The organism is Luteibacter flocculans (assembly GCF_023612255.1).
Lineage (GTDB): Bacteria > Pseudomonadota > Gammaproteobacteria > Xanthomonadales > Rhodanobacteraceae > Luteibacter > Luteibacter flocculans.
This window is the reverse complement of record NZ_CP063231.1, coordinates 514386-539348: the sequence shown is the minus strand read 5'-3', so window position 1 is coordinate 539348 and position 24963 is coordinate 514386. Positions and strand designations below refer to the sequence as shown.

Genomic DNA, 24963 nt, shown 5'->3' with positions numbered 1-24963 from the left:
TGGGCTGGGCTGGGCTGGGCTGGGGCTGGACTGGGGCTGGACTGGGGCTGGGGCTGGGGCTGGGGCTGGGGCTGGGGCTGGGGGGCTGGGGTTGGGGTTGGGGTTGGGGTTGGGGTTGGGTTATCGCCATCGCCAGCAGGTTCCTACCACCGCTGCGGTGGGCAGGTGGGAGCCAGCCTGCTGGCGATGCGGCGGCGAGAACGCCGCGATCAGTTCGGCGGCTGTACCGGGTGCCGCTCCGCATCGGGCGCAGCCCCCACCACGCGAATCTCGCTCTGCGGATAGGGGATGGTGATGCCGTTGGCGTCGAACCCTTCCTTGATGCCGCGCAGCAGCGTCGTCTGGGTTTCCCACAGATCGGCGACTGCGGTCCATCCACGGATGACCAGATTGACGCTCGAATCGCCCAGGCTCTCCGTCCAGACGCCCGGCGCCGGGTCCTTGAGCACGCGCGGATCGGCCGCGAAAAGGTCGCGCACCACCTGCATCGCCTTGCCGATGTCGTCGCCGTAGCCGATGCCCACCTTCAGCTCGAACCGGCGCTTGCCGCGCACGTTGTAGTTGATGATCGCATCGCCACCGACCTTGGCATTGGGCACCACGGCCTGACGGTTGTCGGGCGTGATGAGATAGGTATGCATGAGATTGATGCTTTCGACCGTGCCGTCCACGCCGCCGACCGTCACGAAGTCACCGACGCGAAAAGGACGGAAGAGGATCAACAACACACCCCAGGCGAGGTTCGACAGCGAACTGTTGAGCGCGAGACCGATGGCGAGACCGGCCGCGCCGATCGCCGCAATGAACGATGCGGTGGGAATGCCCACGGTGCCGAGCACCTGGATGAAGAGCAGCGCCAGCAATACGCCGTAGATCACGTTGCGCAGGAACAGCGCGAGCGTGACGTCCACCCTGGCGCGCTCCAGCGCGCGACGTCCGACGTTCGCAACGCGCGCGGCAATCCAGAAGCCCACCCCCAACAGGAGGATCGCGAGCCCGATGCGAATCGCATAGGCAAGAATCAGCTCGCGCATTGCGTGATCGATGTGCAAACGGTCGAGGAAATCGATCATGTGTCCTGGCCTTGTGCAAAAAAGAGCGCATCGAGGCTAGCAGCATTGGGGTGCCGACGTGATGAGAACCACGCCCGCCGCCATGTTCGGCAGGGGCCGCTATAGCGGCGAGGCCACTACCGAATGTGGGAGCCGCCATGGCGGCGAGAAGCCGACGAAGCGGTTTAGCCGCGCCATGGGCCAGATTCCCCGCCGTCATGGGGGTACCTACCGAGTGCACGCACACTGCTGACAGAAAAAAGGCGCCTTGCGGCGCCCATTTTCTTACGGCGTGGTACCGGCCGCCGGCTTGGCAGGCACCTGCGCCGTCTGCGGCGCGTCGATCTTGCGACCGCCGTACGGCAGCACTTCCGCCGCGAGCTTCGGATCGGCCTTAATCATCGCCACTTCGTCGCCAACGATGTGCGCGGCTTCGTCGAGCGGGGTGTCCTTGGCCTTCTTGGCTTCGGCTTCCTGCTTGATCTCCGACTTGATGCTGCGCTCGTTGGCGTTGAGGCCGTCGTCCGTCGAGTTGGCATCGTCGCCGAGATCCGTCGCACTGCCGTCACCGCCGAAGATGGCCTTGCGCCGGGCGCGGAAGTCCGCCTGCATGGCGTCGTACTGCTTGCGCTCGGCCTGACGTGCGGCGAAGTTCAGCGAGATGTCGGTCTTGTCGCGCAGCTTCTGGTACTGCGCCAGCTCGTCGAGCATGAGCTTCCATGCGGGCGAGTTGGCGACGCGCGCCTGATGCTTCTGATTAAGCGGCCCGATGATCGGCTTCAGGTCGGCGACCGGCTTGTAATCGGCCGGATCGATGTGCCGCCACGGAAGCGCGTTGTCGTAGGTGGACTCCCCGAACTCCTTCGCGTCGCCGTTCTGCGGGAACTGCACGTCGGGCGTGACGCCACGCAGCTGCGTGCTGTCGCCGTTGATGCGGATGAACTCGGCGATGGTCATCTTGAGTTCGCCGTACTTCGCGTCTTCGCCCGTGGTGGCCTTGCCGAACCGATCGAGGTCGACGAGGTTCTGCACGGTGCCCTTCCCGAAGGTCGGTTCGCCGATGATGATGCCGCGGCCGTAATCCTGGATGGCAGCGGCGAAGATTTCCGACGCCGATGCGGAACCGCGATTGACCAGCACCGCCATCGGGCCGTCCCACGCCATACCCGGCGCGTCGTCGCCCTGGGCGTCGACCTGACCGCGGGCATCGCGCACCTGCACGACCGGGCCGGTGTCGATGAACAGGCCGGTGAGTTCGGTGGCCTCGTTGAGCGAACCGCCGCCGTTATTGCGCAGGTCCATGATCACGCCTTCGACCTTCTGCGCCTTCAACTCGGTCAGCAACTTGGAGACGTCGCGCGTGGCGCTCTTGAAGTTGGCGTCGCCGTTACGGCGGGCACCGAAGTCCTGATAGAACGTGGGCAGTTCGATCACGCCGATCTTGCGCGTGACGTCGCCGTCCTTCACGTCGATGACCTTCGACTTCGCGGCCTGCTCTTCCATCGTGACCTTCTTGCGAACCAGGGTCACGATTTCGTGCTTGCCGTCCACGCCGGCATCGGCGGGAAGAATCTCGATGCGGACGGTGGTGTCCTTCTTGCCGCGGATCAGCTTGACCACGTCGTCCTGGCGCCAGCCCACCACGTCCACCATGGGGCCGGTCTCGCCCTGGCCGATGGCGACGATGCGATCGCCCGGCTTCATCTTGCCGGACTTGATGGCCGGGCCACCGGGTACGAGTTCACGGATGGTGGTGTAGTCGTCGCGTGCCTGCAGCACAGCGCCGATGCCTTCCAGCGACAGACGCATGGCGATGTCGAACGCATCCGCGGCGCGGGGGCCGAGGTAGTCGGTGTGCGGATCGGTCGAGTTGGCGTACGCGGTCATGAACGCCTGCGTCGCGTCCTCGTCGTCCAACTGGCGCACGCGGCTGATGTAGGTGGCGTAACGCTTGTCGAGCGTCTTGCGAATGTCGTCGTCGCTCTTGCCCGCCAGCTTCAGGCGCAGCCAGTCGTTCATCGTTCGCTTGCGCCACACGTCATCCAGCTCGGCCTGGTTCTTCGGTGCCGGAGCCTTCTTGCGGTCGAAGTTGAAGCTTTCCTTGCCGCTGAAATCGAAGCCCTGCTTGAGCAGGCTGCGCGCGTAGTTCATGCGATCGACGGCGCGCGTGACGTACAGATTGAACACCGAGAACGGCGCCGAGAGATCCTGGTTCCAGATCGCGTCGTCGAACTGCGTCTTCATCGGCTCGAACTTCGCGAGGTCTTCCTGCGTAAAGAAGACCTTCTCGCTGTCGAGGGACTCGATGTAGGCCTTGTAGATCTTGGCCGACATGGCGTCGTCGAGCGGCTGGGCCTGGTAGTGGAAGCGCGTGAGGAAGCGCGCGGACAACTGCGCCGCCTGGGCTTCGGCCTGCGTCGGCTTCAACGGCAGGCTGGACTCCTTGCGCTGCGGCTCCGGCGACGTGGCCGCTTCCGACGCGTCCTTGGGCTGCGGCGCCGCCGTGTTCGCCGGTGCGGCCTTGTCGGGCTGCTGCTGCGGCGATGCGACAGCCTGGGCCTGGGCGCCCGCGGCCGAAAGGGCCAGCAGGAGAGCGAACGCGGGGCGAAGAGTCATGTAGTCGGGGCCTCGGTATGTTGGGCGTGTTATTCGACGACGCCGGCGGCGTGCGCCATCAGGTCGGCATGGTAGGAAGATCGCACCAGCGGACCGGAAGCGACGTGGGAGAAACCCATGTCCTCACCGGCGACGCGCAGCGCCTCGAATTCGTCCGGCGTCCAGTAGCGGACCACCGGATGATGGTGCGCCGTGGGCTGCAGGTACTGGCCGATGGTGATCATGTCGACGTCATGGGCGCGTAGATCCCGCATCGTCTCCAGCACCTGCTCCATGGTCTCGCCCAGGCCGAGCATGATGCCCGACTTGGTCGGCACGCTCGGGTGCTGCGCCTTGAACCGCTTGAGCAGATCGAGCGACCACTGATAGTCGGCACCCGGACGCACTTCGCGGTAGAGGTGCGGCACGGTTTCGAGGTTGTGGTTGAAGACGTCCGGCGGGAAGTCCTTGAGGACGTCGAGCGCGCGCTCCATGCGACCCTTGCCGCGGAAGTCCGGCGTGAGGATCTCGATGCGGATGTCCGGGCTGGCATGGCGGACCGCGCGAATGCACGACGCGAAATGCTCGGCGCCGCCATCGCGCAGATCGTCGCGGTCCACCGAGGTGATCACCACGTACTTGAGGCGCATGTCGCGGATGGTCTCGGCCAGGCGTGCCGGCTCGAGCGGGTCCGGCGCCAGCGGGCGGCCGTGGGCCACGTCGCAGAACGAGCAGCGACGCGTGCAGACCTCGCCGAGGATCATGAAGGTGGCGGTGCCCTTGGAGAAGCACTCGTGGATATTCGGGCAGGAGGCTTCCTCGCACACCGTGACCAGCGAGTTCTCGCGCAGCCGAGCCTTCAACTGCTGCACCGCATTGCCCTGCGGCAGGCGCACGCGAATCCAGCCGGGCTTGCGCAGCGCGGGCTGCGTGGTGTCGAAGCTCGCGCGGTTAAGCCCGATCTTGTCGTTGCCGAGCATTTTTTCGCCGGGTCGATCGACGACGGCGATAGGGATGCTGCGGGAGGGGGAAGCGGGAGTCTGGCTCATGTCGGCTACTGCCTCAGACCGCAAGGCGGGCGGGGAGTTCGGGAAGGATGGGATCGGCTGACACGGCGTGGAAGCCAAACTGCTTGCAGAATTCCTGTACCAGGACGTCTTCCACGTCCGCCAACCCCGACGGACCGCCCAAGTCTAGCACCTGGGTGACCTCCAAACCCTTGTAGCCGCAGGGATTGATGCGGTGATAGGGCTCGAGATCCATGTTTACGTTGAAGGCCAGGCCGTGGAAGCTGCAACCGCGGCGGATGCGCAGGCCGAGCGCCGCGACCTTGGCGCCAGCGACATACACACCGGGCGCACCTTCGCGCCGCTCGGCGCCGATGTTCCACTCGCCGAGCGTGTCGATGATGGCCTGCTCGATGCGATTCACCAGCTCGCGCACACCCACGCCGACGCGGCGCAGGTCGATCATGGGGTAGGCCACGATCTGGCCCGGGCCGTGGTAGGTGACCTGACCGCCCCGGTCCACCCGCACGACCGGGATGTCGCCTGCGAACAGCACGTGCTCTTCGAGCCCCGCCTGCCCCAGCGTGAACACGGGGTCGTGCTCCAGCAGCCACAGCTCGTCGACGGTGTCGTCGGTGCGGTTGTCCGTGAAGGCGCTCATGGCCTTCCAAGTGGATTCGTAGGGGACGCGCCCCAGCCGGCGAACGTTCAGGGGGAGGGTCATGGGACGAGGGTCGTGGGGGATGTCGGGGAATTGTGGGCGACGGGCAAGGGATACAAGCATGTCCCGAGCACCCATCGCCAGCAGGCTGGCTCCCACCCCACCCCTGAGGCCAGCGGGGGATGGAAGCCAGCCTGCTGGCGATACGGGTTCCCGAGGACAGGTGGGAGCCAGCCTGCTGGCGATACCGGTTCCCGAGGACCACGGGTGGAGCCAGCCTGCTGCCGATACGGGTTCCCGAGGGCGGGTGGGAGCCAGCCTGCTGGCGATACGGGTTCGCGACAGGCTACATCGTGAAGCGGATGTTCGCGTCCGCACGCAGCGTGCTGTGCGCTTCGAGGTACTTCTCGCGCGTCTGCGCGATGAAGCTCACCGTGACCGACTGGTAATTACCCGCCGGCGTCAGCTTCGTGGAGAGCGTCTCGTGCAGCACTTCCAGCCCGATACGGTGCAGCAGGACCGGCACATGCTTGTCCAAGCCAGCATTGGCATTGCCGATCGCCGTGATCTCGAACTCCCCCGGGAACTGGAAGCCCTTGCCGTCCTTCTGTGCTTCGCTGAAGTCGATCTCGCGCATGGTCGCGCCTCCTTACTTCTTGTCGCCGTCGCTGTGGAACCACAGCATGATCGTGTCCCACAGGCGCGAGAAGAAGCCGCCTTCGGGCGCATCGGCCAGAGCCACGAGCGGTGCCGTGAGCACGGGCTGGCCATCGAGCGTGACGCGCAGCGTGCCGACCTGCTGGCCCTTCTTGAACGGGGCGATCAGGGTGGCGGGGATATCGAGGTTGGCCTTGAGCTTGTCGTAGTCGCCGCGCTTGACCGAGACGAGCGCGTCTTCGGTGAGGCCCAGCGCAATGGTGTTCTCGGCGCCCTTCCACAGCTTCGGCGTAGCCAGCGGTTTGTTGGCCTCGTACAGCTTGTGCGATTCGTAGAAGCGGAAGCCATAGTTGAGCAGCGCCAGCGCCGCGTCAGCGCGACCCTTCTCGCTGCTCGCACCCATCACGATGGCGATCATGCGCGCGTCGCCCTGCTTCGCCGAAGCGGCGAGGCAGTAGCCAGCGGCAGCGGTGTGACCGGTCTTGATGCCGTCCACGGTGTTGTCGCGCCACAGCAGCAGATTGCGGTTGTGCTGCTTGATGCCGTTCCACTCGAACTCCTTCACGGCCGAGATCGCGTAATCCTCGGGGAAGTCGTGGATCAGGGCGCGGGACAGCACCGCGATGTCGCGGGCGGTCGTGTAGTGATTGGCAACGGGGTAGCCCGACGCGTTCTGGAAGTTGGAGTGGTTCATGCCCAACTGCTTCGCGTACGCGTTCATCAGGTTCGCGAAGGCCGGCTCGGAGCCCGCGGTGTGCTCGGCAAGCGCGATGGCCGCGTCGTTGCCGGACTGGATGATCATGCCGTAGAGCAGATCCTTCAGCGGCACCTGGCTGTTGAGCTTGAGGAAGCTGGTGGAGCCGTCGGTACCGGCGCCACCGCCGCGCCAGGCGTTTTCGCTGATGGTGACCGGGTCGGTCATGTGGATCTTGCCGTTGCCGATCTCGGCGGAGACGACGTAGTCGGTCATCACCTTCGTGATCGAGGCCGGCTCGAGCTGGAGGTCGGGGTCCTTCGAGGCGATGATCTGCCCGGTGTTGTAGTCCATGAGCACCCAGCTCTTGCCTTCCACGTCCGGCGGCGGCGGCACCGGCGCCTCGGGCACGACCGGGCGAGGCACCACGGAGGGACGGGGCATGGGCTGCTGCGCCATGGTCACACCCGCGACGAGCGCAGCGGCGGCGAAGGCGAACAGGGAACGGGGCAAGAGCTTCATCGTTTCGGCGGTCCAGTCAAAGCAGGAAAAAAAAAGAAGGTCAGTCTACCGCGACCTGCGGCCTGGGCAGGCCCATGCCGGCGATCTGGTCGGTGACCCGGTCGGCGGTGTCCACGTCGGCCAGCGGGCCCACCCGCACCCGTCGCACGCTGCGACCGCCGATGGCGGTCTCGACGACACTGACAGGCCCGAGGCCTGCGCGGTTCAATTGATCGGCCACGCGGTTGGCATTGGCGACATCGGAAAACGCGCCCACCTGGAGATAGATGCTGGGTTTGCCGGGCACGGGGGGCGTGATGCTGGCCGTGGGGGCGCTACCTGCCACCGGCGGCAGGGCCTGGGCCGGCGAGATGTGGGTCATGCCGGCCACGCTGCCGTCGCCGTATCCCTCGGTTTCCTTGGCGACCGGCATGGCGGCCACGGCAGCCGCGGGGGTGGCTACCGCGCGGGGTGAGGGTGGCTGCGGTGCAGGGGCCGCCGCCGCTTTGCCGCTCTGTTGGCTTCTCGCCGCTATAGCGGCTCCCACAGGGCTGCTCACAGGGGGAGTGGTGTTTACGTAGGGTGCGCCGCGGTCGCTGCCGCTGTCGGTGGGATCGATGGCGCGCACCTCCACCAGGCCGGTGCCCTTGGGCCAGACGCCGATCTTCACGGCGGCCGCGAAGGACAGGTCGATGATCCGGTTCTCGTGGAACGGGCCGCGGTCGTTGATGCGGACGATGACGCTCTTGCCGTTCTCGAGGTTGGTAACGCGCGCGTAGCTCGGCAGCGGCAAGGTCTTGTGCGCCGCCGAGAACTGATACATGTCGTATTCCTCGAGGCTCGAGGTCTTGTAGCCGTGGAACTTGTTGCCATAGAACGACGCGATGCCGCGCTCCACGTAGCCGCGCGGGCTGGGCAGCACGGTATAGGTCTGCCCGAGTACCGAATAAGGCGACTTGTTGCCATACAGCGCGCGCGGCTCGACCTTCGGCACGGGTTCGGGCAGCTTGCTCACGTCGGGAATGGCGGTCGGCACGCTGTCGGAGCTGCTGCGATAGCGGCTGGACTGCGAGCGACGGATGTCGTCGTAGCTGCGCGACGACGAGGGCGACGAGCCACCGCCACGCGACGACGGACGGCTGTTCTTGCCGCCGCCGCATGCAGTGAGCAAGGCCAGCACGAACACCACCAGGACGATGCGACACATCGAGCGGGCGTGCCGGGGCGTCGTGGCGCCCTGCTTCATCGCGCCTCCGGCCCGCCGACCCTCGCCCGGATTGCCTGGGCCAACTGATCGACGGCCATGGCGTACATCGGGCTGCGGTTATAGGTAGTGATGACGTAGAAGTTCTGGAACACGAACCAGTATTCGTCGCCGTTGGGGCCGTCCAGGCGAACGAGCTGCGCGTCGCGCCCCGGGTTCACGTGCTGCAACGGCGCAAAGCCATTGGCGACGAAGGATTCGATCGGCGCCACGGGACGCCAGTCCTTCGGCACCTCGGGCGGCACGGCACGACGGTCGGGCTGGGCCCGGATGGCGATCGGGCCACCGGCCTCCCAGCCATGCTGCGAGAAGTAGTTGGCCACGCTGGCGAAGATGTCGCCCATCGAGCCCTTCATGTCGATGCGGCCATCGTGGTCGCAGTCGACACCCCAGTCACGGATCGACGAGGGCATGAACTGACCCCAACCCTGCGCGCCCGCGTACGAACCGGTCAACGTATCGAGCGACCCGCCCAGATGATTCGGCGGCAGCTCCAGCAGCACCTTGAGCTGTTCGCGGAAGAACGGCGCGCGTTTCGGGTAGTAGAACGCCAGCGTGGTCAGCGCATCGAGCACTTTCCACTTGCCCGTATTGCGCCCGTAGAAGGTTTCCACGCCCACGATCGCCACGATGTATTCGGGCGGCACGCCATAGCGCTTGCCGATGCCGTCGAGCAGCGCGCGATGTTCGCGATAGAAGTCGGCGCCGGCAGCGATCCGCTGTTCGGTGAGAAAGATCGGACGGTAGTCGCGCCAGGGCTTGCCCTCGGCCGGCCGGCTGATCGCGTCGAGGATCGCCTGCTGCTTCTTCGCGCCATCCAGCAGCGCATTCAAGGAGGCGCGGCTCTTGCCCGTGTCCTTCGCCACCTCGCGCACCAGTTGGTCCTGACCCGGATGGGTCTCGGCGAACGCCGTTGCGGAAAGCAGGGGGAAGACGATCATCGCGCCAGCGAGGCGCGGAAGGAGGCGTGCGGGTCGTGCGCGTCGCGCGGCGAGAACTTCATCCATGCGCCGAAGCGTAACACGCACATCCGGCACACCTGGGGCCCTCTTCGGCCAACGTTCAGGCCATGGAAGCCATCCGTTCGATGCGTAGGCCGAGGACGTCGCCCGCAACGAGGCTCGCACGACGCGCGCCATTTCAGCCCGCATCCACGCTTGACGCGTATACTCTTGCGGCAACATCCGCAGCCTGGCACGACCATGCCACCGCACGCTCCAACCGACCGGATCCGGACTGCCGGCCAGTGGCACTGACCCTCACCCCCGAAATGATCCTCGTGCTGGGCCTGGTGGGCTTCACCATGCTCATGCTCGTTCTGGAGTGGATCCGGGCGGACATGGTCGCCCTGCTCGTCGTGGTCACGATCGGCCTCACCGGCCTCATCCCCGGCGACCAGGTGTTCAACGGCTTCGCCGGCAATGCCGTCATCGCCATCATCGCCATCATGATCATGGGCGCCGGGCTCGACCGCGCCGGCGTGCTCAACCTCACTGCCGCCTTCGTGATGCGCATGGCCCGAGGCGTGGAGTCGCGCCTGGGCGTGGTGGTCAACGGTGTCACCAGCCTGTTCAGCGCAGTCATCCCCAGCCAAGCGCTGGCCGCCCTGATGATCCCCGTGACCAGCCGTCTCTCGGCGCGCACCGGCGTGCCGCTGTCGCGCCTGCTGTTGCCGATGGCCTTCTGCATCCTCACGGCCACCAACACCACGCTGATCGCCAATTCGCCGCTGATCGTCCTCAACGACCTGATCGCCAGCGCGAACAGCAACCTGCCGCCCGGCGCGCACACGATTCCCAAGTTCGGCCTGTTCAGCGTCACCCCGGTGGGCCTGGTGCTCGCCGCGGCAGGCGTGCTGTTCTTCTACTTCTTCACCCGCAAGCTGCTGCCCGAGCGAGAGGACGACCGGCTGAAGGTCACCCCCGGCCGTACCGAAAGCTACTTCGCGGACACCTACGGCATTGCGGGCGAGACGGCCGAGCTGACGGTCACGGCCGAGAGCCCCCTGGTCGGCATGAGCATCGGCGAGGTGGAGCAGTTGCACGGCGCGCCGTTGATCCTGGCGATCAAGAACGGCAACGAAAGCCGCGTCGCTCCGCCGTCCGACCAGATGATCTGGGTGGGTACCGTCCTGGGCGTGCTCGCGCCTCGCGACGCCATCAACACCTTCGCCAACAACCAGCTCTGCCGCGTGTCGATGCGCATGCGCCAGCTCGGCGAGCAGTTCAACACCACCCGCGCGGGTATTTCCGAGGCGGTGATCCCCCCCAGCTCGCGCTTCATCAAGCAGACCGTGGGCGAGCTTCGTCTGCGCAAGCGCTTCGGCATTTCCGTGCTCGCGGTGAACCGCGGCGACGAGGTGTTCCGCGAAGACGTGCGCTCCGTCAGCCTGCGCGCAGGCGACACCCTCGTGCTGCACAGCAAATGGCGCGACCTGATGCTGGCCGAGGAAGACCGCGACATCGTCGTGGTCACCGACATTCCCAAGGAAGAACAGCGCCCCGGCAAGATCTGGCAGGCGGTAGGTTTCTTCGTACTGGCGAAGTGCCTGGCCCTGTTCACCCACCTCGATCTCTCGGTGGCGATGATGACGGGCGCGGTGGGCATGTTGCTCACCGGCGTGCTGAACATGGACGAGGCATACAAGGCGATCAACTGGAAGACGATCTTTGTCACCGCCTGCCTGATCCCCCTGGGCTGGTCGATGGACTCCACCGGCACCGCCTCGTGGATCGCCCAGGAGGTCCTGGCGATCCTCGGCCACGCGCCGCAATGGACCCTGCAGCTGTCGATCGCCGTGCTGACCCTGATGTTCTCCCAGGTGATGTCGAACGTCGGCGCCACCGTGATGATGGTGCCGATCGCGATCAGCGTCGCCGTAAGCACGGGCGGCAATCCGTCCGCCTACGCGTTGATCGTGGCGGTCTCGTCGTCCAACACGTTCCTGCTGCCCTCGGGCCACCCCGCGCTCATGATGGTGGCCGGTCCCGGCGGTTATCGCACGAAGGACTTCCTTCGCGTGGGCCTGCCGTTGACGCTGTTGATCCTTGTGCTGACGCTGGTCACCATCAACCTGATGTACCGCTAGGCGCGCGCGCCCAAGCGCACGGCGCCGTCCGTGACGATCACCGGCACCGCGCGCAGGCTCTCACCGCGGCAAGGCCCCTGCAGGCATAGCCCCGAATCCGCCTGGAAGGTCGCGCCGTGGGCGGCGCAGATGATCGATCCGCTGCGGACGAGGAACTTACCGGGCGCATAGTCCAGCCGACGCCCCGCATGGGGGCAGACGTTGTAATAGGCCCGCGCCTCGTCGCCGTGGCGATAGACCAGCAAGGACTCGTTTTCCCCGTCCACGAGGGTCTGGATTTCGACGGCGCCGCCGTCGGGAATGTCCGCCAGCAGGCAGAGGGGAGCGGTGTCGGCGGTAGTAGTCATGGCACTTGTCTATGAGGATGGGATGCCCCAAGGTAAAGAGGCTCGCACGCATGTCATTGTGCCATACGGATTTTTAACCAATGCGCTTCGTCTTCCCGCCCATCCGCCGCTCTCGTAACCCGCTCGTCCGCGCCCTCTCGTTGGTGCTGGGTCTTGCTGCGGTCGCCATGCTGCTGGTGTTCGGTGTGGTCGTGCTCGGTGTGCTATTCGTTGGCGGCCTGGTCTTCCTGGCGGTGCGCCAGTGGAAGATCACGCGCGGCCCCGTCGAGGGCTCGGCACGCCCCACGCCTGCCCAAGATCCGAACGTGCTCGAAGGCGAATTCGTGGTGATCCATCAGCGGCAGCCGGCCCACCGCTGAGGCGCCGCAAGAAGCGGATAGAGGCCGGGCGACGCCCCGCCTAAGCTGGCTTCCTGACGAAGGAGGCCACCATGCCCAACCAGGCTCTTGCCATGCGCCCCGCCACAACCGATCCGCTCGAACGCGTCCGCGCCGCGCTGGAGCGCGATGACGGCGCCACCGACCTCGCCAGCCTCGCCGCCATCGCCGGGCTCAGCCCCACACACCTGCAGCGCGCGTTTCGTCGTCGCTACGGCGTCAGCCCGGCGGAATACGCCCGCGCCCGCCGATTCGGCCAGTTGCGCACAGCGCTGCGCGACGGTGCGGCGGTCACCGACGCGGTCTATGAGGCCGGCTTCGGTTCCGGCAGCCGGGTTTACGAGGAAAGCGATCGCCGCCTGGGCATGACGCCGGCCAGCTACCGCGCTGGCGGAGCGGGCGCTTCGATCCGCTACACCACCACGCATACCCCGCTCGGCCAGTTGTTGGTCGCGACGACGGCCAAGGGCATCTGCTCGGTCACGCTCGGCGAAGACGATGCGGCATTGGAAGCCCGGCTGGCCGCGGAATTCCCGCTCGCCGAACGCGAGCGTGTCGACGCGGGCCGCGAGGAGTGGCTCGACGCGGTGATCGCGCGCGTGGCAAGCGACCTGGGCTGGAGCAACGGCGAGGCACCGGCCATGCCGCCACTCGACGTCGCTGCGACCGCCTTCCAATGGCGCGTATGGGACGCGCTGACGCGCATCCCACGCGGCGAAACCCTGAGCTACGGCGAACTGGCCTCCATCCTCGGCGTGCCCGGCGCCGCACGGGCCATCGGCCGCGCCTGCGGCAGCAATCGGCTGGCGCTGCTCGTGCCGTGTCATCGGATCATTCGCGAAGACGGCAGCCTCGGCGGCTGGCGCTGGGGCGTGGACATCAAGCAGCAGTTGCTCGCCACCGAGCGAGCCATGAAAGCGACTCAAGCCTGACCGTTGAATGTTTCGCTGGCGCCCTGCGCACGCCAGCGATATCTTGCGGCCTTCGCGCCGATTCCCCCTCGGTGCCGACGCATCCGGATCCTTATGTCAGACGCCACCGTTACCCGCCCGACCGCTGCTTCGATGGTCGCCGACCCGCGCTGGATGGTGCCGTTGTCGCTGTTTGCGCTCTACGTGATCTGGGGTTCCACGTACCTTGCGATCCGCTATGCGCTGGTGAGCTACCCACCCTTCCTGCTCGCCGCGATCCGCTTCGCGATCGCCGGGGTGCTGCTGTTTGCCGTGCTGCGCCTGCGCGGTGCCGCGCTCCCGACCGCGCGCCAGTGGAAGAACGCGGCGATCGTCGGCACGCTGCTGCTCGCGGGCGGCAATGGGCTGGTCTGTTTCGCCGAGCAATCGGTCAGTTCCGGCATCGCCGCGGTCGCCGTGGCGAGCATGCCGCTGTTCGCCGCGCTGTTCGGCGGCATGTACAGGGAATGGCCCACGCGCGGGGAAACCGCCGGACTTCTGCTCGGCTTCGTCGGCGTGGTCGTGCTGAACCTTGGCGCCGGCTTGTCCGGTTCGCCGCTGGGCGCCATCGCGCTGATCTGTGCCGCGATGTGCTGGGCCTTCGGCTCGGTGTGGTCGAAGCGCCAGGATATGCCGAAGGGCCCGATGAACACCGCTGCGCAAATGCTCTGCGCCTCGGTGTCGCTCGCGATCATTGCGCTGCTGACGGGCGAGCGCTTTCCGTCGCATCCGCAGGTCGGCGCGACGGCCGCTCTCGCCTATCTGGTGGTGTTCGGCTCGATCATCGCGTTCAGTGCCTACCTCTACGTGCTGAAAACGGTGCGACCGGCGCTCGCCACCAGCTATGCCTACGTGAATCCGCCCGTCGCCGTGCTGTTCGGTGTCGCGCTCGCCGGAGAACACGTCGGCGTCTTCGATTTGACCGGCATGGCGATCATCCTGGTGGGCGTCGGCATCATCACGATGATGCGGGTGCGCAAGGCCTGAGCGGCGCCCTACGCGCCCCGCTGCGATTGTGACGCACGTCCCACGCCGGGATGCCCTGCCCGCTTTTCAGAATTATTCGATGTCCGCATCGTGTCGGACTACCTAGGCTGGCCTGCTTCGTCTTCCGGAGCGGCGCATGGCAAGAGTTCGATCCGCACCTGTCCACCCTTCGCATCGCCATCACTGGTGGGCTGCACGCCTGACCACGGTGTTTGGCATCGCCATTGCGTCCCTCGCTTCGTGCCAGCACTTCCATCCGAAAGCACCTGATCCGCGCGGTCTCGCGCTGGAACTGGCCGATGTGGACGCCTGCCTGGACAGCGGCGGAGCGTGGTCCGCGGACATGCACCGCTGCGTGAGTCGCGTCGACGTTCCGGACGACGCGACTCGCACCTGGCGCGAGTGACCCGCAAACGAACCACCCTGCTACAGCAACATGCCGCCCGAAGCCTCGATGCGCTGACCATTGACCCAGCGGTTATCGTCCGAAAGAAGCGACGCAATCATGGGGCCGATATCGTCCGGCACACCGGCGCGACCGAGCGCGGTGAACTCGGCCACCCTCCGATTCACGTCGGGATTGTCCCGCACCATGCCGCCACTGAAATCCGTTTCGATCGCGCCCGGCGCGACGCAGTTGGCCGTGATGCGCCGTGGCCCGAGTTCCTTCGCCAGATAACGCGTGAGCACCTCCACGGCACCCTTCATCGCGGCGTAGGGGGCGCTGCCCGGCATGGCCACGCGCGTCAGCCCACTCGACACCGTCACGATGCGACCGCCATCGCGCAGCAGCGGAAGTAGCGCCTGAGTCAGGAAGAACACGCCCTTGAAATGCACCTGATACAGCGCATCCACCTGCGCCTCCGTGGTGTCTTCGATCGGCGTGTGGTGCGAGGTGCCTGCGTTGTGTACGAGGTAGTCGAAGCCTTCGGCACCCAGTTGCCGCAAGGCTTCCCGCAAGCGCTGCGTGAATTCGGGGAACGCCGCGGTATCGCCCGTGTCGAGTTGGAGGGCCACGGCAGAAGCGCCTTCCGCAGCGACCATCTCCGCGACAGCCTTGGCGTCGGCCTCGTTGGAGTGATAGGTGAACACGCTGGACACGCCGCGGCGAGCCAGATGCTGCACCGTATTGCGCCCCAGCCCGCGGCTGCCGCCAGTGACCACGGCGATGCGGCCTTTCGATTCGGAACCCTGCATGACGCACTCCCGTTGGATGATGACGGGAGATTAGGCTTCGCTGCCACAAGGGCGAATGCCGGAACCATGCGCTTTCTTGCCTGATCCTGGCGCGCATCGCGGCAGCGCACGGCAACCGGGATAGGATGCAACCCATCGACCGATCTTCCGGACACGCCCATGTCGCGCTCGCTGCTCGACGCCATCAAGCGTTACACCGATAGCCGCGGTGGCGACTCGCCGTGGTTCACCGCGATCGACGACGTGGTGATCATGCGCGCCGACCTGCCGCACCATTCGCAGGTACTGTTCCGTCCGTCGCTGTGCGTGGTGGCGCAGGGCGCCAAGTGGAGCACGTTCGGTGGGCGCCGCTATGAGTACGGTCCGGGGCAGGCGCTGGTGGTCAGCGTCGAGATGCCGGCCTTCAGCCGTGTTGTACAAGCCAGTCCCGACGAGCCGTTCCTGGGGATCGCCATCGGGCTCGACTCGAAGATGCTGGGCGAGGTGGTCGAGGCGCTGCCGACTCCCGTCCGCCCCTCGCCGGGCGTGGCCCGCGGGGTCTTCGTCACGCACTACGATGGCCCCCTTTCGGACTGCGTGCTACGCATGGTCCGGTTGCTAGACACGCCGGACGCGATTCCTCATGTCGCGCCGTTGATCAAACGCGAGATCGCCTACTGGCTGTTGACGGGGCCGCACGGCGCCGACGTGGCAAAGGTGACGCTGAGCGACCCGGGCACGCGACGCGTGCTCGGTGCCGTGCAGACCTTGCGTGCCCACTTCGCGGAACCGATGCGCATCGACGAACTGGCGAGCATGGCCCAGCTCAGTCCGTCGGCATTTCATCGGCACTTCAAGGCACTGACGTCGATGACGCCCTTGCAGTACCAGAAACAACTGCGCTTGCTGGAAGCACGGCATCTGCTGGTAGCCGGACAAGCCAATGCCGAGACCGCCGCCTATCGCGTGGGTTACGAAAGCCCGTCCCAGTTCAGTCGCGAGTACACACGCATGTTCGGTGCACCTCCGCGGAAGGACGCCGTGGCGATCCGGAGCGGCGACGGTCCATCCGGCTAGACCGCCACCGCCCGGGGCGACGTCGATTACAACTCGCGCAACGCCGTGGTGACCGGCACGCGTGCCGCGCGCAACGCGGGGAACAATCCGCCGATGAAGCCGATGGCGAGCGCCCACTTGATACCGGTCCAGAGCAATCCGCCGCTGACGTGGAAGCGGAACACCACCTGGCTGAAATTCGCGCCGAGTGTCGATGCGCTGTAACCGTTGAAGACGATCCACACGATGCCTGCGCCGATCACTCCACCGAGCAACGCCAGCAACATCGTTTCCAGCATCACCGACACCACGACCGGCACGCCGCGGAAGCCGATCGCACGCAGCGTGGCGATCTCGCGAGCACGTGCCTGGATCGCCGCAAACATCGTATTCAGCGCACCGAAGATGGCGCCGATCGCCATGATGATGCCCACGGTGATGCCGACCGCACGCAAGACCTTGGTCAACCCTTCGGATTGCTTACCGAAGTACTCGCGTGTGGTGCTTACGTCCACCTTGAGGCGAGGATCGGCAGCGAGGTTCGCCTTGAAGGCGTCGAACGCCGTGGGGGAATCGAGCAGCACGGTCACCGATTGCACGCTGCTGCCGCGACGGTAAGCCGAGGCGACGCTCTGCGTATCGCCCCACAATTCCGATTCGAGCGCATCGTGCGATTCGAAAATGCCGACGACGGTCCAGGTCTGACCGGCGAGGCGGATGCTCTTGCCGACATCCAGACCCTCGAACTGCGCCTGCGCGCCCTTGCCGACGATCAGTTCGCGCAAGCCGGGATGGAACGTGCGACCCTCCACGATCTTCACCTGATCGCGCAGTTTCCACACGTCTTCGCTGACGCCGCGGATCGGCACGTTCGAGTCGCTTTGCGGGTCGCCTTTGCGCGGCAGGTTCGCCACCACGACGAGTTCGCCGGATGCGATGGGCCGTCCCTGCGCATCCTTCTTCACGCCCGGCGCCTGCATCACCACGTTGGCGCTGTCGCGATCGAGAATGGAATTGAGTTCGGCCTGCGAACCGCCGCGCAGGACGATGGCGGTGCGATCGTTGCCGGTGGCGCGCAAGGTGTCGGCAAAGCCTTCGCTCATGGCGAGCATCGCCACGAGCACACCCACCACGCCTGCGATACCGACAACGACCACGGACGACGAACCCAGCCGTTGCGTTACGGTGGAAAGCCCCACCCGGGTCACCTGCCAGGTCTGTCGGCCTCGACGCGTCGCCACCATCCAGAGCACCAACGCCACGGCCAGTGCGACGACGCCGGGCCAGGGCAGCATGACCCAGATCGCGAGGAATACCGCCAGCACCAGCAAGGTGAGGAGGGCGCTGCCGAATCTCTTCAGGAAATGCATGGTTTGTCTCCTCTCAACGACCGGCGAGCGCGTCGACGATATTCAGGCGCATGGCGCGGATGGCGGGCAGCGCGCCGACGAGTGCACCGATGACCAGCATCAGCACGATGCCGAGCACCCACGTCTGCGTACCGATAGGCGGCAGGTTGAGCATGCCGCCGCTGCCCTTGGCGACGATCGGCACGAGCACGCCGGCCAGCGCGAGGCCAATGACGCCACCGAGAAGCAACAGGAGCATTCCCTCGGCGAGCACCATGCCCAGCACGCTTCCGCTGGAGAAGCCGATCGTCTTCAGTACCGCCAGTTCGTTGGTACGTTCACGCACGGCCTGCGCCATGGTGTTGCCGGTCAGCAGGATCAGTGTGAAGAACACGGCACCCATGATCGCGGAGACGATGAGCCCGATGTCGCCAAGCTGCTTCGCGAACGACGCATTGAACGCCTGTTCGGTCTGCGTCTTCGTCTCGTGGTCCGAGTTGGCGGAGAGCGCATCGATAGCCTTCGCCACGGCGTCTGCCTTGTCGGGCGAGGTCAGCTTCACGACATACCAACCCACCGTCGTGCCGACCGACTGGAAGGCGTTGGCATCCTCGAAATACTTGTGGTGGAAGAAGAACTGCTGATCGGTGCCGTTCGCTGCGCCCTTGGCCGGCGTGTAGATGCCCACCAGATCGAATGGCCAGGTCTTGTCGCCATTGCGCTGAGGAAAGATAGTCGACTGCAGCGGGATCTTGTCGCCCACCTTCCAGCCGAAACGCTTCGCCAGCGCCTCACCGACGATCGCACCCGTGCGCGTGGCTTCGAAGGCCTTGCGCTGCTCGGGCGGCAGAACGATCTCGTGGTAGATGTCGAGATAGTTGTCGCTTACTGCGAAGCTGAGCACGAAGTTCTTCGGGTCTTGGTAGATGCCGCCAAACCAGTTGGCGTACCCCACCGACTTCACGCCGGGAACAGCTTGCATGCGCGTGGCAAGGCTTGCCGGCAGCGACTGGATGATCGAATAACGCGACGTGGTGATGAGCCGATCCACGCCGATCACGCTGCCGCCTGACGAGAACGCTGCGCGTGTGGCATCGAGCATGCCGAACAGAAGAAACGCGGCGAGGATGGAGACCAGCGTAAAGAACGTGCGTGCCTTGCGCCGGAAAAGGGCCGCCCAGACGAGATGCAGGTATTTCATGCCGACATCCTCCGGGTCAGGCCACGGCTTGATCGACGAGGGTGCCCTTGTCGAGGTGCAGCGTATGGTTGGCGTACTCGGCGGCCTTCGGATCGTGGGTCACCATGACGATCGTCTTGCCGTGCTCTCGATTCAGTTCCCGCAGCAGACCAAGAATGTCTTCTGCGGATTGGCGATCGAGGTCGCCCGTCGGTTCGTCGCACACCAGCAGCGTGGGATCGGACACGATCGCGCGCGCGATCGCCACGCGCTGCTGCTGGCCGCCGGAAAGTTCGGACGGCTTATGCGAGGCGCGGTCTGCCAACCCGACGAGTTGCAGCGCAATGGACGCGTTCTTCCGGCGCTGCGCGCCCGAGAGTTTGGTCAGCAGCAGCGGCAGCTCCACGTTGCGCTGCGCACTGAGCATCGGCATCAGGTTGTAGAACTGGAACACGAAGCCGACGTGCGCCGCACGCCACTTCGCCAGCGCGCCAGAACTCAGGCGATCGATGCGATCGCCGGCGACCGTGATGCTGCCACCGGTCGGTGTGTCCAACCCACCGATGAGGTTCAGCAGCGTGGTCTTGCCGGAGCCGGAAGGCCCCATGAGTGCGAGGAAGTCGCCTTCCTCGATCTTGAGGTTCACGCCGTGCAGCACTTCGACCTTCTGCCGGCCGCGCTCGTAGACCTTGGAAAGATCCTGGATGTCGATCAGGGTGGCCATCGCTATGTCTCCGTGCGTGTCAGGGCGAAGTGGTGGTGTCGGTACGAACGGCCGCGCCATCGGCGAGGTCGGCCGGTGGCGAGACGATGACGGTGTCGCCGGCCGCGAGGCCTTCGCTCACCAGACGCACGTCGCCGCTCGACGTGGGCGCCGCGCGTACGTCATGACGCACGGCCTTGCCCTCCGCGACGAGGTAGACGACATCGCGGTCCTGCCGACGCACGATCGCTGCCGCAGGCACGAGCACGCCCTTGGGCGCATCGGCCTGCACTGGGGCGCGACGATCCAGGAAGGACACGCGCACCCCCATGTCGGGAACGATGCGTGCGTCCTTCTGTTCAAGTGCGACGCGAACCTTCACCGTGGCCTTGCCGCGGTCGGCGGCCGGAACGATGGCGATCACATGGGCCGGAATGCGCCAGTCCGGGTAGGCGTCCAGCACGGCCTCGGCCGGCATGTCCGGCTGCACGCGGCCGATATAGGCCTCGTTGACGTCCACGTCGATTTCCAGCGAATCCATGTCGACGATGGTGCCGACACCCGTGCGGGTGAAACCGCCGCCGGCAGAGAGCGGCGACACGATCTCGCCGACCTGCGCGGCCTTGTCGGTGATGACGCCGTCGAACGGTGCGCGCACCACGGTGTAGTCGAGGTTCACCTGCCCGACACCCACCTGCGCATCGGCGGCATCGGCCTGGCGGCGCGCCGTGTTGAGCTGGGCGCGATAGGTCGTCGCCTGGGTGCGGGTCTGTTCGGCGAGTTGGCGCGAGACGAGGCCACGACCGACCAGGGCTTCCTGGCGGTCCGCATCGCGGAGCGCTTGAGTGAGCTGCGCCTGCGTCTGGGCGACGCTGGCATGCGCCGCCGCGGCATTGGCGCGCGCCGAATCGAGGCTGGCGCGCAGGGCGTTGTCTTCCAGGCGGGCGAGCACTTGGCCCTTCTTCACCCGGTCGCCTTCCTCGATCAGCACCTCGACCAGCGTGCCGGTGATTTGTGCCGAGACGGTCGCCTGGCGACGGGCCGTGACGTACCCGGTGGCCTGCAGCACGGCGCCTGCCTCACTGCCGGCGCTGGGCGCTACGGCCGTCGCCGTGCGCACTTCCACCGAGCGATGCGTGAGAAAGAACCAGCCGGCGGCACCCGCGAGCACAACGGCCACGACCACGGCGGCCGCCACGAGCACGGTGCGACCGCCTGAACCCCTTCCCCCGTCTTGCCCTTCCTTGTGCGACTTGTCGATCTTCAACTGCCGCAGCAGTTCCGCATTCGAATTCATCGTTCCTTGTTCCCCATGACGACATCGCAATCCGATCATGCGACTGGCGCGGACCCTGCACCACTTCCGCCCATCAGTCATCTGCCGTGACAGGTGTCACCTGCTACGCTTGCCCGATGAAAACCGTCATCCCCACGCCGGCTCAGCCGAGCATACCCGTCACCGGGCGCACCGAGCGTTTCCCGGTCCGCCGCATCTTCTGCATTGGCCGAAATTACGCCGACCATGCCCGCGAAATGGGCGCCTCGGTGGATAAGGCGAATCCGATGTTTTTCACCAAGCCGGCGGACGCCATCGTCACCGACGGCGCCGACGTTCCCTATCCGTCCGCCACCAACGATCTGCACCACGAGGTGGAGATGGTGGTGGCCTTGGGGGCAGGCGGCTCGGATCTCTCCGTGGAACAGGCCGCCGCCCTCGTCTGGGGTTACGGCGTGGGCCTGGATCTCACCCGCCGCGATCTGCAGGCGCAGGCCAAGGCCAAGGGTGCTCCGTGGGACGTCGCGAAGGGCTTCGACCACTCCGCCCCAATCTCCGCCTTGGTGCCGGCCAGCGAGGCCGTGCCCACCGCAGCTACCCGCATCGCGCTCGACATCAACGGCGAGCTGCGCCAGCAGGCGACGCTGGCGGATATGGTGCTCGACGTGCCGGAGATACTGAGCGCGCTGTCGCGCCTGTTCGAACTCAAGGCGGGTGATATCGTCTACACCGGCACGCCGGCAGGCGTCGCGGCGCTCTCGCGCGGCGACCGCTTCCGGGCCACGCTCGAAGGCATCGCCACGCTCGAAGGCCGCGTGGTCTGATTTCGCGCAGTGCCCACAAGGGGCACGCTAGCTTCCACCATTCGATGCCATGCCAGAAGGAGAGACGCACCCATGAGCTTCATCGATGAATTCAAGAAATTCGCGCTGCGTGGCAACGTGGTCGATCTCGCGGTCGGTGTCGTGATCGGTGCCGCGTTCGGCAAGATCGTGACCTCGCTCGTGGACAACATCATCATGCCGCCGCTGGGGTGGCTGATCGGCGGCATCGACTTCTCGCAGTGGAAGTGGGTGCTCAAGCCCGGCGATCCAGCCACCAAGACGGCAGAAGTCGCCGTGCAGTACGGCGTCTTCATCAACGTGCTGATCCAGTTCGTCATCATCGCGTTCGCGATCTTCCTTGTCGTCAAGGCGATCAACCGGCTGACCCGTCGCCAGGAAGCGGCGCCCGCTGCACCACCGGCCGACGTAGCGCTCCTCACCGAAATCCGCGACCTGCTCAAGCAGCAGAACCACACGCCCTGAGCTGGCACCCACAGCAGGGCCGCCATTCGCAACTTTGGGAGCCGCCATGGCGGCGAGAAGCCTACGAAGCGGTAAGGCGGTGAAGCGATGAAGCGATGAAGCGGTGAGGCATATTCCCTCGCCGCTGTAGCGGCTCCTACAAGAGCGAAGCCCGCAGGTGAACCATGACTTCCAGCCTATCTGCCGTTGTCACCCCGGCGCAATAATCGACCTTTCCGTCCCCGGGGGTCACCATGCGTCATTCGTTCCGTCTCCACGCGCTTGCCGCGTGTCTTGCGCTTGCCTTCTCCGCCCACGCCGCCGACAAGGCGACGAGCATTCCGGCGCAGGCCGTCACCGCAGCCACCGAGCTGCGCGATCGCGCGATGAACGACAACACCGGTTACGAGTTCGTCACTGGCCTGACGACCGAGGTCGGCCCGCGCGTGGCCGGCAGCGCCGCCGATGCGCGCGGCGTGGCCTGGACCGTGGCGAAATTCAAGGCGATGGGCTTCGACAAGGTCTACACCGAGAAGGTGAGCTATCCGTTGTGGCAGCGTCGCAGCGAGCACGCTGAAATCGTCGCGCCCTTCCCCCAGCCGCTGGCGCTCACGGCACTCGGTTATTCCGCTGGTACGCCGAAAGGCGGCCTGACGGCTGAGGTGGTGGGCTTCGACGATCTCGAAGCCTTCAAGAAGGCCGATCCCGCGACCATCAAGGGCAAGATCGTCTACGTCAGCACGCACATGCAGCCGCAAAAAGACGGCCACGACTACGGCATGGGTTCCGCGACCCGCACCCGCGGCCCCGTACTGGCCGCCAAGATGGGCGCCGCCGCCTTCCTGCTGCGTTCCGCCGGCACCGACGCGCACAGCCGCACGCCGCATACCGGCGTCACGGGTTTCGAAGATCCCAAGGACGCGATCCCGGCCGCCGCGCTGTCACTGCCGGATGCCGACCAGTTGGAGCGCGTGCTGAAAGAAGGCAAGCCGGTCACGTTGAAGCTCGATCTCGACGTGGGTTTTGCCGGCACCTACGAAGGCGCCAACGTCATCGCCGAGGTCACCGGCCGTAAGTACCCCGAGCAGGTCGTCGCCATCGGCGGACACCTCGATTCGTGGGATCTCGGCACCGGCGCCATCGATGACGGCGCGGGCGTCGCGATTGCCGCCGCCGCGGCCAAGCTCATCAAGGACATGCCGCAGCGACCGGACCGCACCATTCGTGTCATCGCCTTCGCCAACGAGGAAATGGGTCTGTGGGGCGGCCGCGCTTATGCCGAAGCCCATGCGAAGGACGTCGCGAAGTTCCAACTCGGGACCGAATCGGACTTCGGCGCGGGTCGCATCTGGCGCATGACCGCCAGCGTCAAGCCGGAAGCGCGCGGCGCCATCGAGCAGATCGCGAAGGTCGTGGCGCCGATCGGTGTGACCTATGACGCGACGAAGCCGGGCGGCGGTGGCTCCGATCTGTCGCAGATGCATGCCAAGGGCATGGCAGCGCTTTCACTGACTCAGGATGGCACCGACTACTTCGACTACCACCACACCGCGAACGACACGCTCGACAAGATCGACCCGAAGGCCTTGGCGCAGAACGTAGCGGTCTATGCGGCCTTCGCGTACATGGCGGCACAGGCCAAGGGTGACTTCGGCTCGGCGCCCGGCGCCTTCGCGAAAGACGGCGCGCACGACTGATAGGGAAGAAGGGGCGACAGGGATGTCGCCGCGCATGCCGCGCCCGCAGGCGCGGGAGCGTTAGAGCAGCGCTTCGACGCCCGACACGCGGGCAAGCGCCAACAGGCCCGCGGGAGGCTGAGTCACCGCGAGCGCCCGTCCCTGGCTGCGCACGTGCGCCAGCAGAGCGAGCACGGTAGCCAGCCCGGCACTGTCGACCGGACCCAGTCCGGACAGATCGAGCCGCGCCACATCACGATGGCTATCCAGTTCGGTACGTGCCGCGCTCAGGGCATCCCCGGCGGTGGCAAACGTAAGCGCGCCGGAGACCGCGAGGGTCTCCGGCGTCGGGTGACTCAACTGGAACGAAGCCGCACTCACTGGTTCGCGCCGCCCGGCTTTTTCGTGTCCTTGGCCATGTCGTCGATGGCGGCGGAGCCCTTCTGCTCCAGGTCGGCCGTGAGCTTGTCCAGGCCTTCCTTCTTGATCTCGGCATCCACCTGGTTGCGATAATTGGTGATGTACGAGATGCCTTCGATGATCACGTCGTAGGCCTTCCAGTCGCCGCTCTTCGACTTGCGGAACGCATAGTCGACCGACACCGACTTGCCGTCGTCGAGCATGACCTGCGTACGCACCACGGTGCGCTTGTTGTTGAGGTCGCCGGTGAACGGCAGCACCTTGACGCGGCCGCGCGTGTAGTTGAGCAGGCCTTCCGCATAGCGATGGGTGATCGAGTTGTAGAACGCCTTGGCGAAGCGCTCGCGCTGCTGCGGCGAGGCGTTGTTTGCGTTCTGGCCGAGCACCAGGATCGAGGCGTAATCGATGTCGAAGTGCGGGAGGAAAACGTCGTCGATAACGGCGATCAGTTTTTCCTTGTCGTTCTTCAGTTCGGCCTGATGGCCTTCGATGGCCTTGGCGAGATCGTCGGAAATCGTGGTGACGATCTGCTGCGGACCCTGCGTGTTGGCGGCCGCGGCCGGTGCAGCGGCGTCCTGCGCAACCGCGGGGATGGCCACCGCGGCGGTCACGGCAAAGGCGATGGCGAGTGAAAGCTGACGCAACATGCTCATGTCTCCAG

25 protein-coding genes are annotated in these 24963 nt (G+C 66.0%); 9 read left to right on the top strand and 16 right to left on the bottom strand.

What is annotated here, in order from left to right:
* Positions 1-209: 209 nt before the first annotated feature.
* From IM816_RS02355 to mltB, 8 genes are all read right to left on the bottom strand, one after another.
* Positions 210-1073, bottom strand: coding sequence for a mechanosensitive ion channel family protein (locus IM816_RS02355; RefSeq protein WP_250339634.1), 864 nt, complete (start codon positions 1071-1073; stop codon positions 210-212).
* Positions 1074-1337: 264 nt separating this feature from the next.
* Positions 1338-3668 carry a carboxy terminal-processing peptidase gene (locus IM816_RS02350; RefSeq protein WP_072322520.1) on the bottom strand — a complete coding sequence of 777 codons (2331 nt, stop codon included), beginning with the start codon at positions 3666-3668 and terminating at the stop codon, positions 1338-1340.
* A 29-nt stretch (positions 3669-3697) separates the two neighbouring features.
* Positions 3698-4696, bottom strand: a complete 999-nt coding sequence (gene lipA, locus IM816_RS02345) for a lipoyl synthase (protein ID WP_250339633.1) — start codon at positions 4694-4696, stop codon at positions 3698-3700.
* A 13-nt stretch (positions 4697-4709) separates the two neighbouring features.
* Positions 4710-5378 carry a lipoyl(octanoyl) transferase LipB gene (lipB, locus tag IM816_RS02340; RefSeq protein ID WP_072322518.1) on the bottom strand — a complete coding sequence of 223 codons (669 nt, stop codon included), beginning with the start codon at positions 5376-5378 and terminating at the stop codon, positions 4710-4712.
* Positions 5379-5661: 283 nt separating this feature from the next.
* A complete protein-coding gene (locus tag IM816_RS02335) occupies positions 5662-5952 on the bottom strand; it encodes a DUF493 family protein (RefSeq protein ID WP_072322517.1) in 291 nt (96 codons plus the stop codon).
* Between the two features lie 12 nt (positions 5953-5964).
* On the bottom strand, positions 5965-7188 hold the full coding sequence (locus IM816_RS02330) for a D-alanyl-D-alanine carboxypeptidase family protein (RefSeq protein ID WP_250339632.1): 1224 nt from the start codon (positions 7186-7188) through the stop codon (positions 5965-5967).
* A 40-nt stretch (positions 7189-7228) separates the two neighbouring features.
* Positions 7229-8413 carry a septal ring lytic transglycosylase RlpA family protein gene (locus IM816_RS02325; protein WP_305884073.1) on the bottom strand — a complete coding sequence of 395 codons (1185 nt, stop codon included), beginning with the start codon at positions 8411-8413 and terminating at the stop codon, positions 7229-7231.
* The gene (gene mltB / locus IM816_RS02320; RefSeq protein WP_425602604.1) at positions 8410-9438 is read right to left on the bottom strand and encodes a lytic murein transglycosylase B; all 1029 of its coding nucleotides are present in this window, start codon (positions 9436-9438) and stop codon (positions 8410-8412) included. Before mltB ends, IM816_RS02325 begins: the two co-directional genes overlap by 4 nt.
* Before the next feature lie 263 nt (positions 9439-9701).
* Between mltB and IM816_RS02315 the strand changes: the two genes are divergently transcribed.
* Complete coding sequence (locus IM816_RS02315; protein ID WP_250340680.1) at positions 9702-11519, top strand: SLC13 family permease; 1818 nt, start codon at positions 9702-9704, stop codon at positions 11517-11519.
* Here IM816_RS02315 and IM816_RS02310 read toward each other — a convergent pair.
* The gene (locus tag IM816_RS02310) at positions 11516-11866 is read right to left on the bottom strand and encodes a Rieske (2Fe-2S) protein (protein WP_250339631.1); all 351 of its coding nucleotides are present in this window, start codon (positions 11864-11866) and stop codon (positions 11516-11518) included. The two genes, IM816_RS02315 and IM816_RS02310, sit on opposite strands and share 4 nt — an antisense overlap.
* Before the next feature lie 80 nt (positions 11867-11946).
* Between IM816_RS02310 and IM816_RS02305 the strand changes: the two genes are divergently transcribed.
* The 4 genes from IM816_RS02305 to IM816_RS02290 all read left to right on the top strand — a co-directional run bounded on the left by IM816_RS02305 (position 11947) and on the right by IM816_RS02290 (position 14586).
* Entirely contained in the window at positions 11947-12225 is a 279-nt protein-coding gene (locus tag IM816_RS02305) for a hypothetical protein (RefSeq protein ID WP_250339630.1), read from the top strand.
* A 71-nt stretch (positions 12226-12296) separates the two neighbouring features.
* On the top strand, positions 12297-13175 hold the full coding sequence (locus tag IM816_RS02300) for a methylated-DNA--[protein]-cysteine S-methyltransferase (RefSeq protein ID WP_250339629.1): 879 nt from the start codon (positions 12297-12299) through the stop codon (positions 13173-13175).
* A gap of 93 nt (positions 13176-13268) precedes the next feature.
* Positions 13269-14180 carry a drug/metabolite exporter YedA gene (gene yedA / locus IM816_RS02295; RefSeq protein WP_250339628.1) on the top strand — a complete coding sequence of 304 codons (912 nt, stop codon included), beginning with the start codon at positions 13269-13271 and terminating at the stop codon, positions 14178-14180.
* A 136-nt stretch (positions 14181-14316) separates the two neighbouring features.
* Positions 14317-14586 (top strand): hypothetical protein, encoded by a 270-nt coding sequence (locus IM816_RS02290; protein ID WP_250339627.1) that lies wholly within the window; start codon positions 14317-14319, stop codon positions 14584-14586.
* Positions 14587-14606: 20 nt separating this feature from the next.
* On the opposite strand, the gene IM816_RS02285 is transcribed toward IM816_RS02290, so the two are convergent.
* Positions 14607-15377: an SDR family NAD(P)-dependent oxidoreductase gene (locus IM816_RS02285; RefSeq protein WP_250339626.1), complete on the bottom strand. Its 771-nt coding sequence runs from the start codon at positions 15375-15377 to the stop codon at positions 14607-14609.
* Positions 15378-15536: 159 nt separating this feature from the next.
* Between IM816_RS02285 and IM816_RS02280 the strand changes: the two genes are divergently transcribed.
* Positions 15537-16433, top strand: a complete 897-nt coding sequence (locus tag IM816_RS02280; protein ID WP_250339625.1) for an AraC family transcriptional regulator — start codon at positions 15537-15539, stop codon at positions 16431-16433.
* A 26-nt stretch (positions 16434-16459) separates the two neighbouring features.
* Here IM816_RS02280 and IM816_RS02275 read toward each other — a convergent pair whose 3' ends face one another.
* Genes IM816_RS02275 through IM816_RS02260 form a run of 4 tightly spaced genes read right to left on the bottom strand, consistent with a single transcriptional unit; the run spans position 16460 to position 20941 of the window.
* Positions 16460-17782 (bottom strand): ABC transporter permease, encoded by a 1323-nt coding sequence (locus tag IM816_RS02275; protein ID WP_250339624.1) that lies wholly within the window; start codon positions 17780-17782, stop codon positions 16460-16462.
* A gap of 13 nt (positions 17783-17795) precedes the next feature.
* Complete coding sequence (locus IM816_RS02270; protein WP_250339623.1) at positions 17796-18962, bottom strand: ABC transporter permease; 1167 nt, start codon at positions 18960-18962, stop codon at positions 17796-17798.
* Between the two features lie 16 nt (positions 18963-18978).
* Positions 18979-19665, bottom strand: a complete 687-nt coding sequence (locus IM816_RS02265) for an ABC transporter ATP-binding protein (RefSeq protein ID WP_072322506.1) — start codon at positions 19663-19665, stop codon at positions 18979-18981.
* A gap of 19 nt (positions 19666-19684) precedes the next feature.
* Positions 19685-20941, bottom strand: coding sequence for an efflux RND transporter periplasmic adaptor subunit (locus IM816_RS02260; protein WP_250339622.1), 1257 nt, complete (start codon positions 20939-20941; stop codon positions 19685-19687).
* 116 nt (positions 20942-21057) lie between these two features.
* On the opposite strand from IM816_RS02260, the gene IM816_RS02255 reads away from it, so the two are divergent.
* The 3 genes from IM816_RS02255 (at position 21058) to IM816_RS02245 (ending at position 23903) form a co-directional block, all read left to right on the top strand.
* Positions 21058-21744, top strand: coding sequence for a fumarylacetoacetate hydrolase family protein (locus IM816_RS02255; protein ID WP_250339621.1), 687 nt, complete (start codon positions 21058-21060; stop codon positions 21742-21744).
* A 72-nt stretch (positions 21745-21816) separates the two neighbouring features.
* The gene (mscL, locus tag IM816_RS02250; RefSeq protein ID WP_072322503.1) at positions 21817-22227 is read left to right on the top strand and encodes a large-conductance mechanosensitive channel protein MscL; all 411 of its coding nucleotides are present in this window, start codon (positions 21817-21819) and stop codon (positions 22225-22227) included.
* A gap of 233 nt (positions 22228-22460) precedes the next feature.
* A complete protein-coding gene (locus IM816_RS02245) occupies positions 22461-23903 on the top strand; it encodes a M20/M25/M40 family metallo-hydrolase (RefSeq protein WP_250339620.1) in 1443 nt (480 codons plus the stop codon).
* A gap of 60 nt (positions 23904-23963) precedes the next feature.
* Here IM816_RS02245 and IM816_RS02240 read toward each other — a convergent pair whose 3' ends face one another.
* Both IM816_RS02240 and IM816_RS02235 read right to left on the bottom strand, forming a co-directional pair.
* Positions 23964-24263 (bottom strand): STAS domain-containing protein, encoded by a 300-nt coding sequence (locus IM816_RS02240; protein ID WP_250339619.1) that lies wholly within the window; start codon positions 24261-24263, stop codon positions 23964-23966.
* A complete protein-coding gene (locus IM816_RS02235) occupies positions 24260-24949 on the bottom strand; it encodes an MlaC/ttg2D family ABC transporter substrate-binding protein (protein WP_250339618.1) in 690 nt (229 codons plus the stop codon). The genes IM816_RS02240 and IM816_RS02235 overlap by 4 nt, the downstream gene beginning before the upstream one ends.
* Between the last annotated feature and the right edge of the window lie 14 nt (positions 24950-24963).

Excerpts from the sequence above, each read along its gene's own strand:
- IM816_RS02355 (WP_250339634.1), bottom strand. The coding sequence starts at position 1,073 with ATGATCGATTTCCTCGACCGTTTGCACATCGATCACGCAATGCGCGAG.
- IM816_RS02350 (WP_072322520.1), bottom strand. The coding sequence starts at position 3,668 with ATGACTCTTCGCCCCGCGTTCGCTCTCCTGCTGGCCCTTTCGGCCGCG.
- lipA (WP_250339633.1), bottom strand. The coding sequence starts at position 4,696 with ATGAGCCAGACTCCCGCTTCCCCCTCCCGCAGCATCCCTATCGCCGTC.
- lipB (WP_072322518.1), bottom strand. The coding sequence starts at position 5,378 with ATGACCCTCCCCCTGAACGTTCGCCGGCTGGGGCGCGTCCCCTACGAA.
- IM816_RS02335 (WP_072322517.1), bottom strand. The coding sequence starts at position 5,952 with ATGCGCGAGATCGACTTCAGCGAAGCACAGAAGGACGGCAAGGGCTTC.
- IM816_RS02330 (WP_250339632.1), bottom strand. The coding sequence starts at position 7,188 with ATGAAGCTCTTGCCCCGTTCCCTGTTCGCCTTCGCCGCCGCTGCGCTC.
- IM816_RS02325 (WP_305884073.1), bottom strand. The coding sequence starts at position 8,413 with ATGAAGCAGGGCGCCACGACGCCCCGGCACGCCCGCTCGATGTGTCGC.
- mltB (WP_425602604.1), bottom strand. The coding sequence starts at position 9,438 with ATGGATGAAGTTCTCGCCGCGCGACGCGCACGACCCGCACGCCTCCTT.
- IM816_RS02315 (WP_250340680.1), top strand. The coding sequence starts at position 9,702 with ATGATCCTCGTGCTGGGCCTGGTGGGCTTCACCATGCTCATGCTCGTT.
- IM816_RS02310 (WP_250339631.1), bottom strand. The coding sequence starts at position 11,866 with ATGACTACTACCGCCGACACCGCTCCCCTCTGCCTGCTGGCGGACATT.
- IM816_RS02305 (WP_250339630.1), top strand. The coding sequence starts at position 11,947 with ATGCGCTTCGTCTTCCCGCCCATCCGCCGCTCTCGTAACCCGCTCGTC.
- IM816_RS02300 (WP_250339629.1), top strand. The coding sequence starts at position 12,297 with ATGCCCAACCAGGCTCTTGCCATGCGCCCCGCCACAACCGATCCGCTC.
- yedA (WP_250339628.1), top strand. The coding sequence starts at position 13,269 with ATGTCAGACGCCACCGTTACCCGCCCGACCGCTGCTTCGATGGTCGCC.
- IM816_RS02290 (WP_250339627.1), top strand. The coding sequence starts at position 14,317 with ATGGCAAGAGTTCGATCCGCACCTGTCCACCCTTCGCATCGCCATCAC.
- IM816_RS02285 (WP_250339626.1), bottom strand. The coding sequence starts at position 15,377 with ATGCAGGGTTCCGAATCGAAAGGCCGCATCGCCGTGGTCACTGGCGGC.
- IM816_RS02280 (WP_250339625.1), top strand. The coding sequence starts at position 15,537 with ATGTCGCGCTCGCTGCTCGACGCCATCAAGCGTTACACCGATAGCCGC.
- IM816_RS02275 (WP_250339624.1), bottom strand. The coding sequence starts at position 17,782 with ATGCATTTCCTGAAGAGATTCGGCAGCGCCCTCCTCACCTTGCTGGTG.
- IM816_RS02270 (WP_250339623.1), bottom strand. The coding sequence starts at position 18,962 with ATGAAATACCTGCATCTCGTCTGGGCGGCCCTTTTCCGGCGCAAGGCA.
- IM816_RS02265 (WP_072322506.1), bottom strand. The coding sequence starts at position 19,665 with ATGGCCACCCTGATCGACATCCAGGATCTTTCCAAGGTCTACGAGCGC.
- IM816_RS02260 (WP_250339622.1), bottom strand. The coding sequence starts at position 20,941 with ATGAATTCGAATGCGGAACTGCTGCGGCAGTTGAAGATCGACAAGTCG.
- IM816_RS02255 (WP_250339621.1), top strand. The coding sequence starts at position 21,058 with ATGAAAACCGTCATCCCCACGCCGGCTCAGCCGAGCATACCCGTCACC.
- mscL (WP_072322503.1), top strand. The coding sequence starts at position 21,817 with ATGAGCTTCATCGATGAATTCAAGAAATTCGCGCTGCGTGGCAACGTG.
- IM816_RS02245 (WP_250339620.1), top strand. The coding sequence starts at position 22,461 with ATGCGTCATTCGTTCCGTCTCCACGCGCTTGCCGCGTGTCTTGCGCTT.
- IM816_RS02235 (WP_250339618.1), bottom strand. The coding sequence starts at position 24,949 with ATGTTGCGTCAGCTTTCACTCGCCATCGCCTTTGCCGTGACCGCCGCG.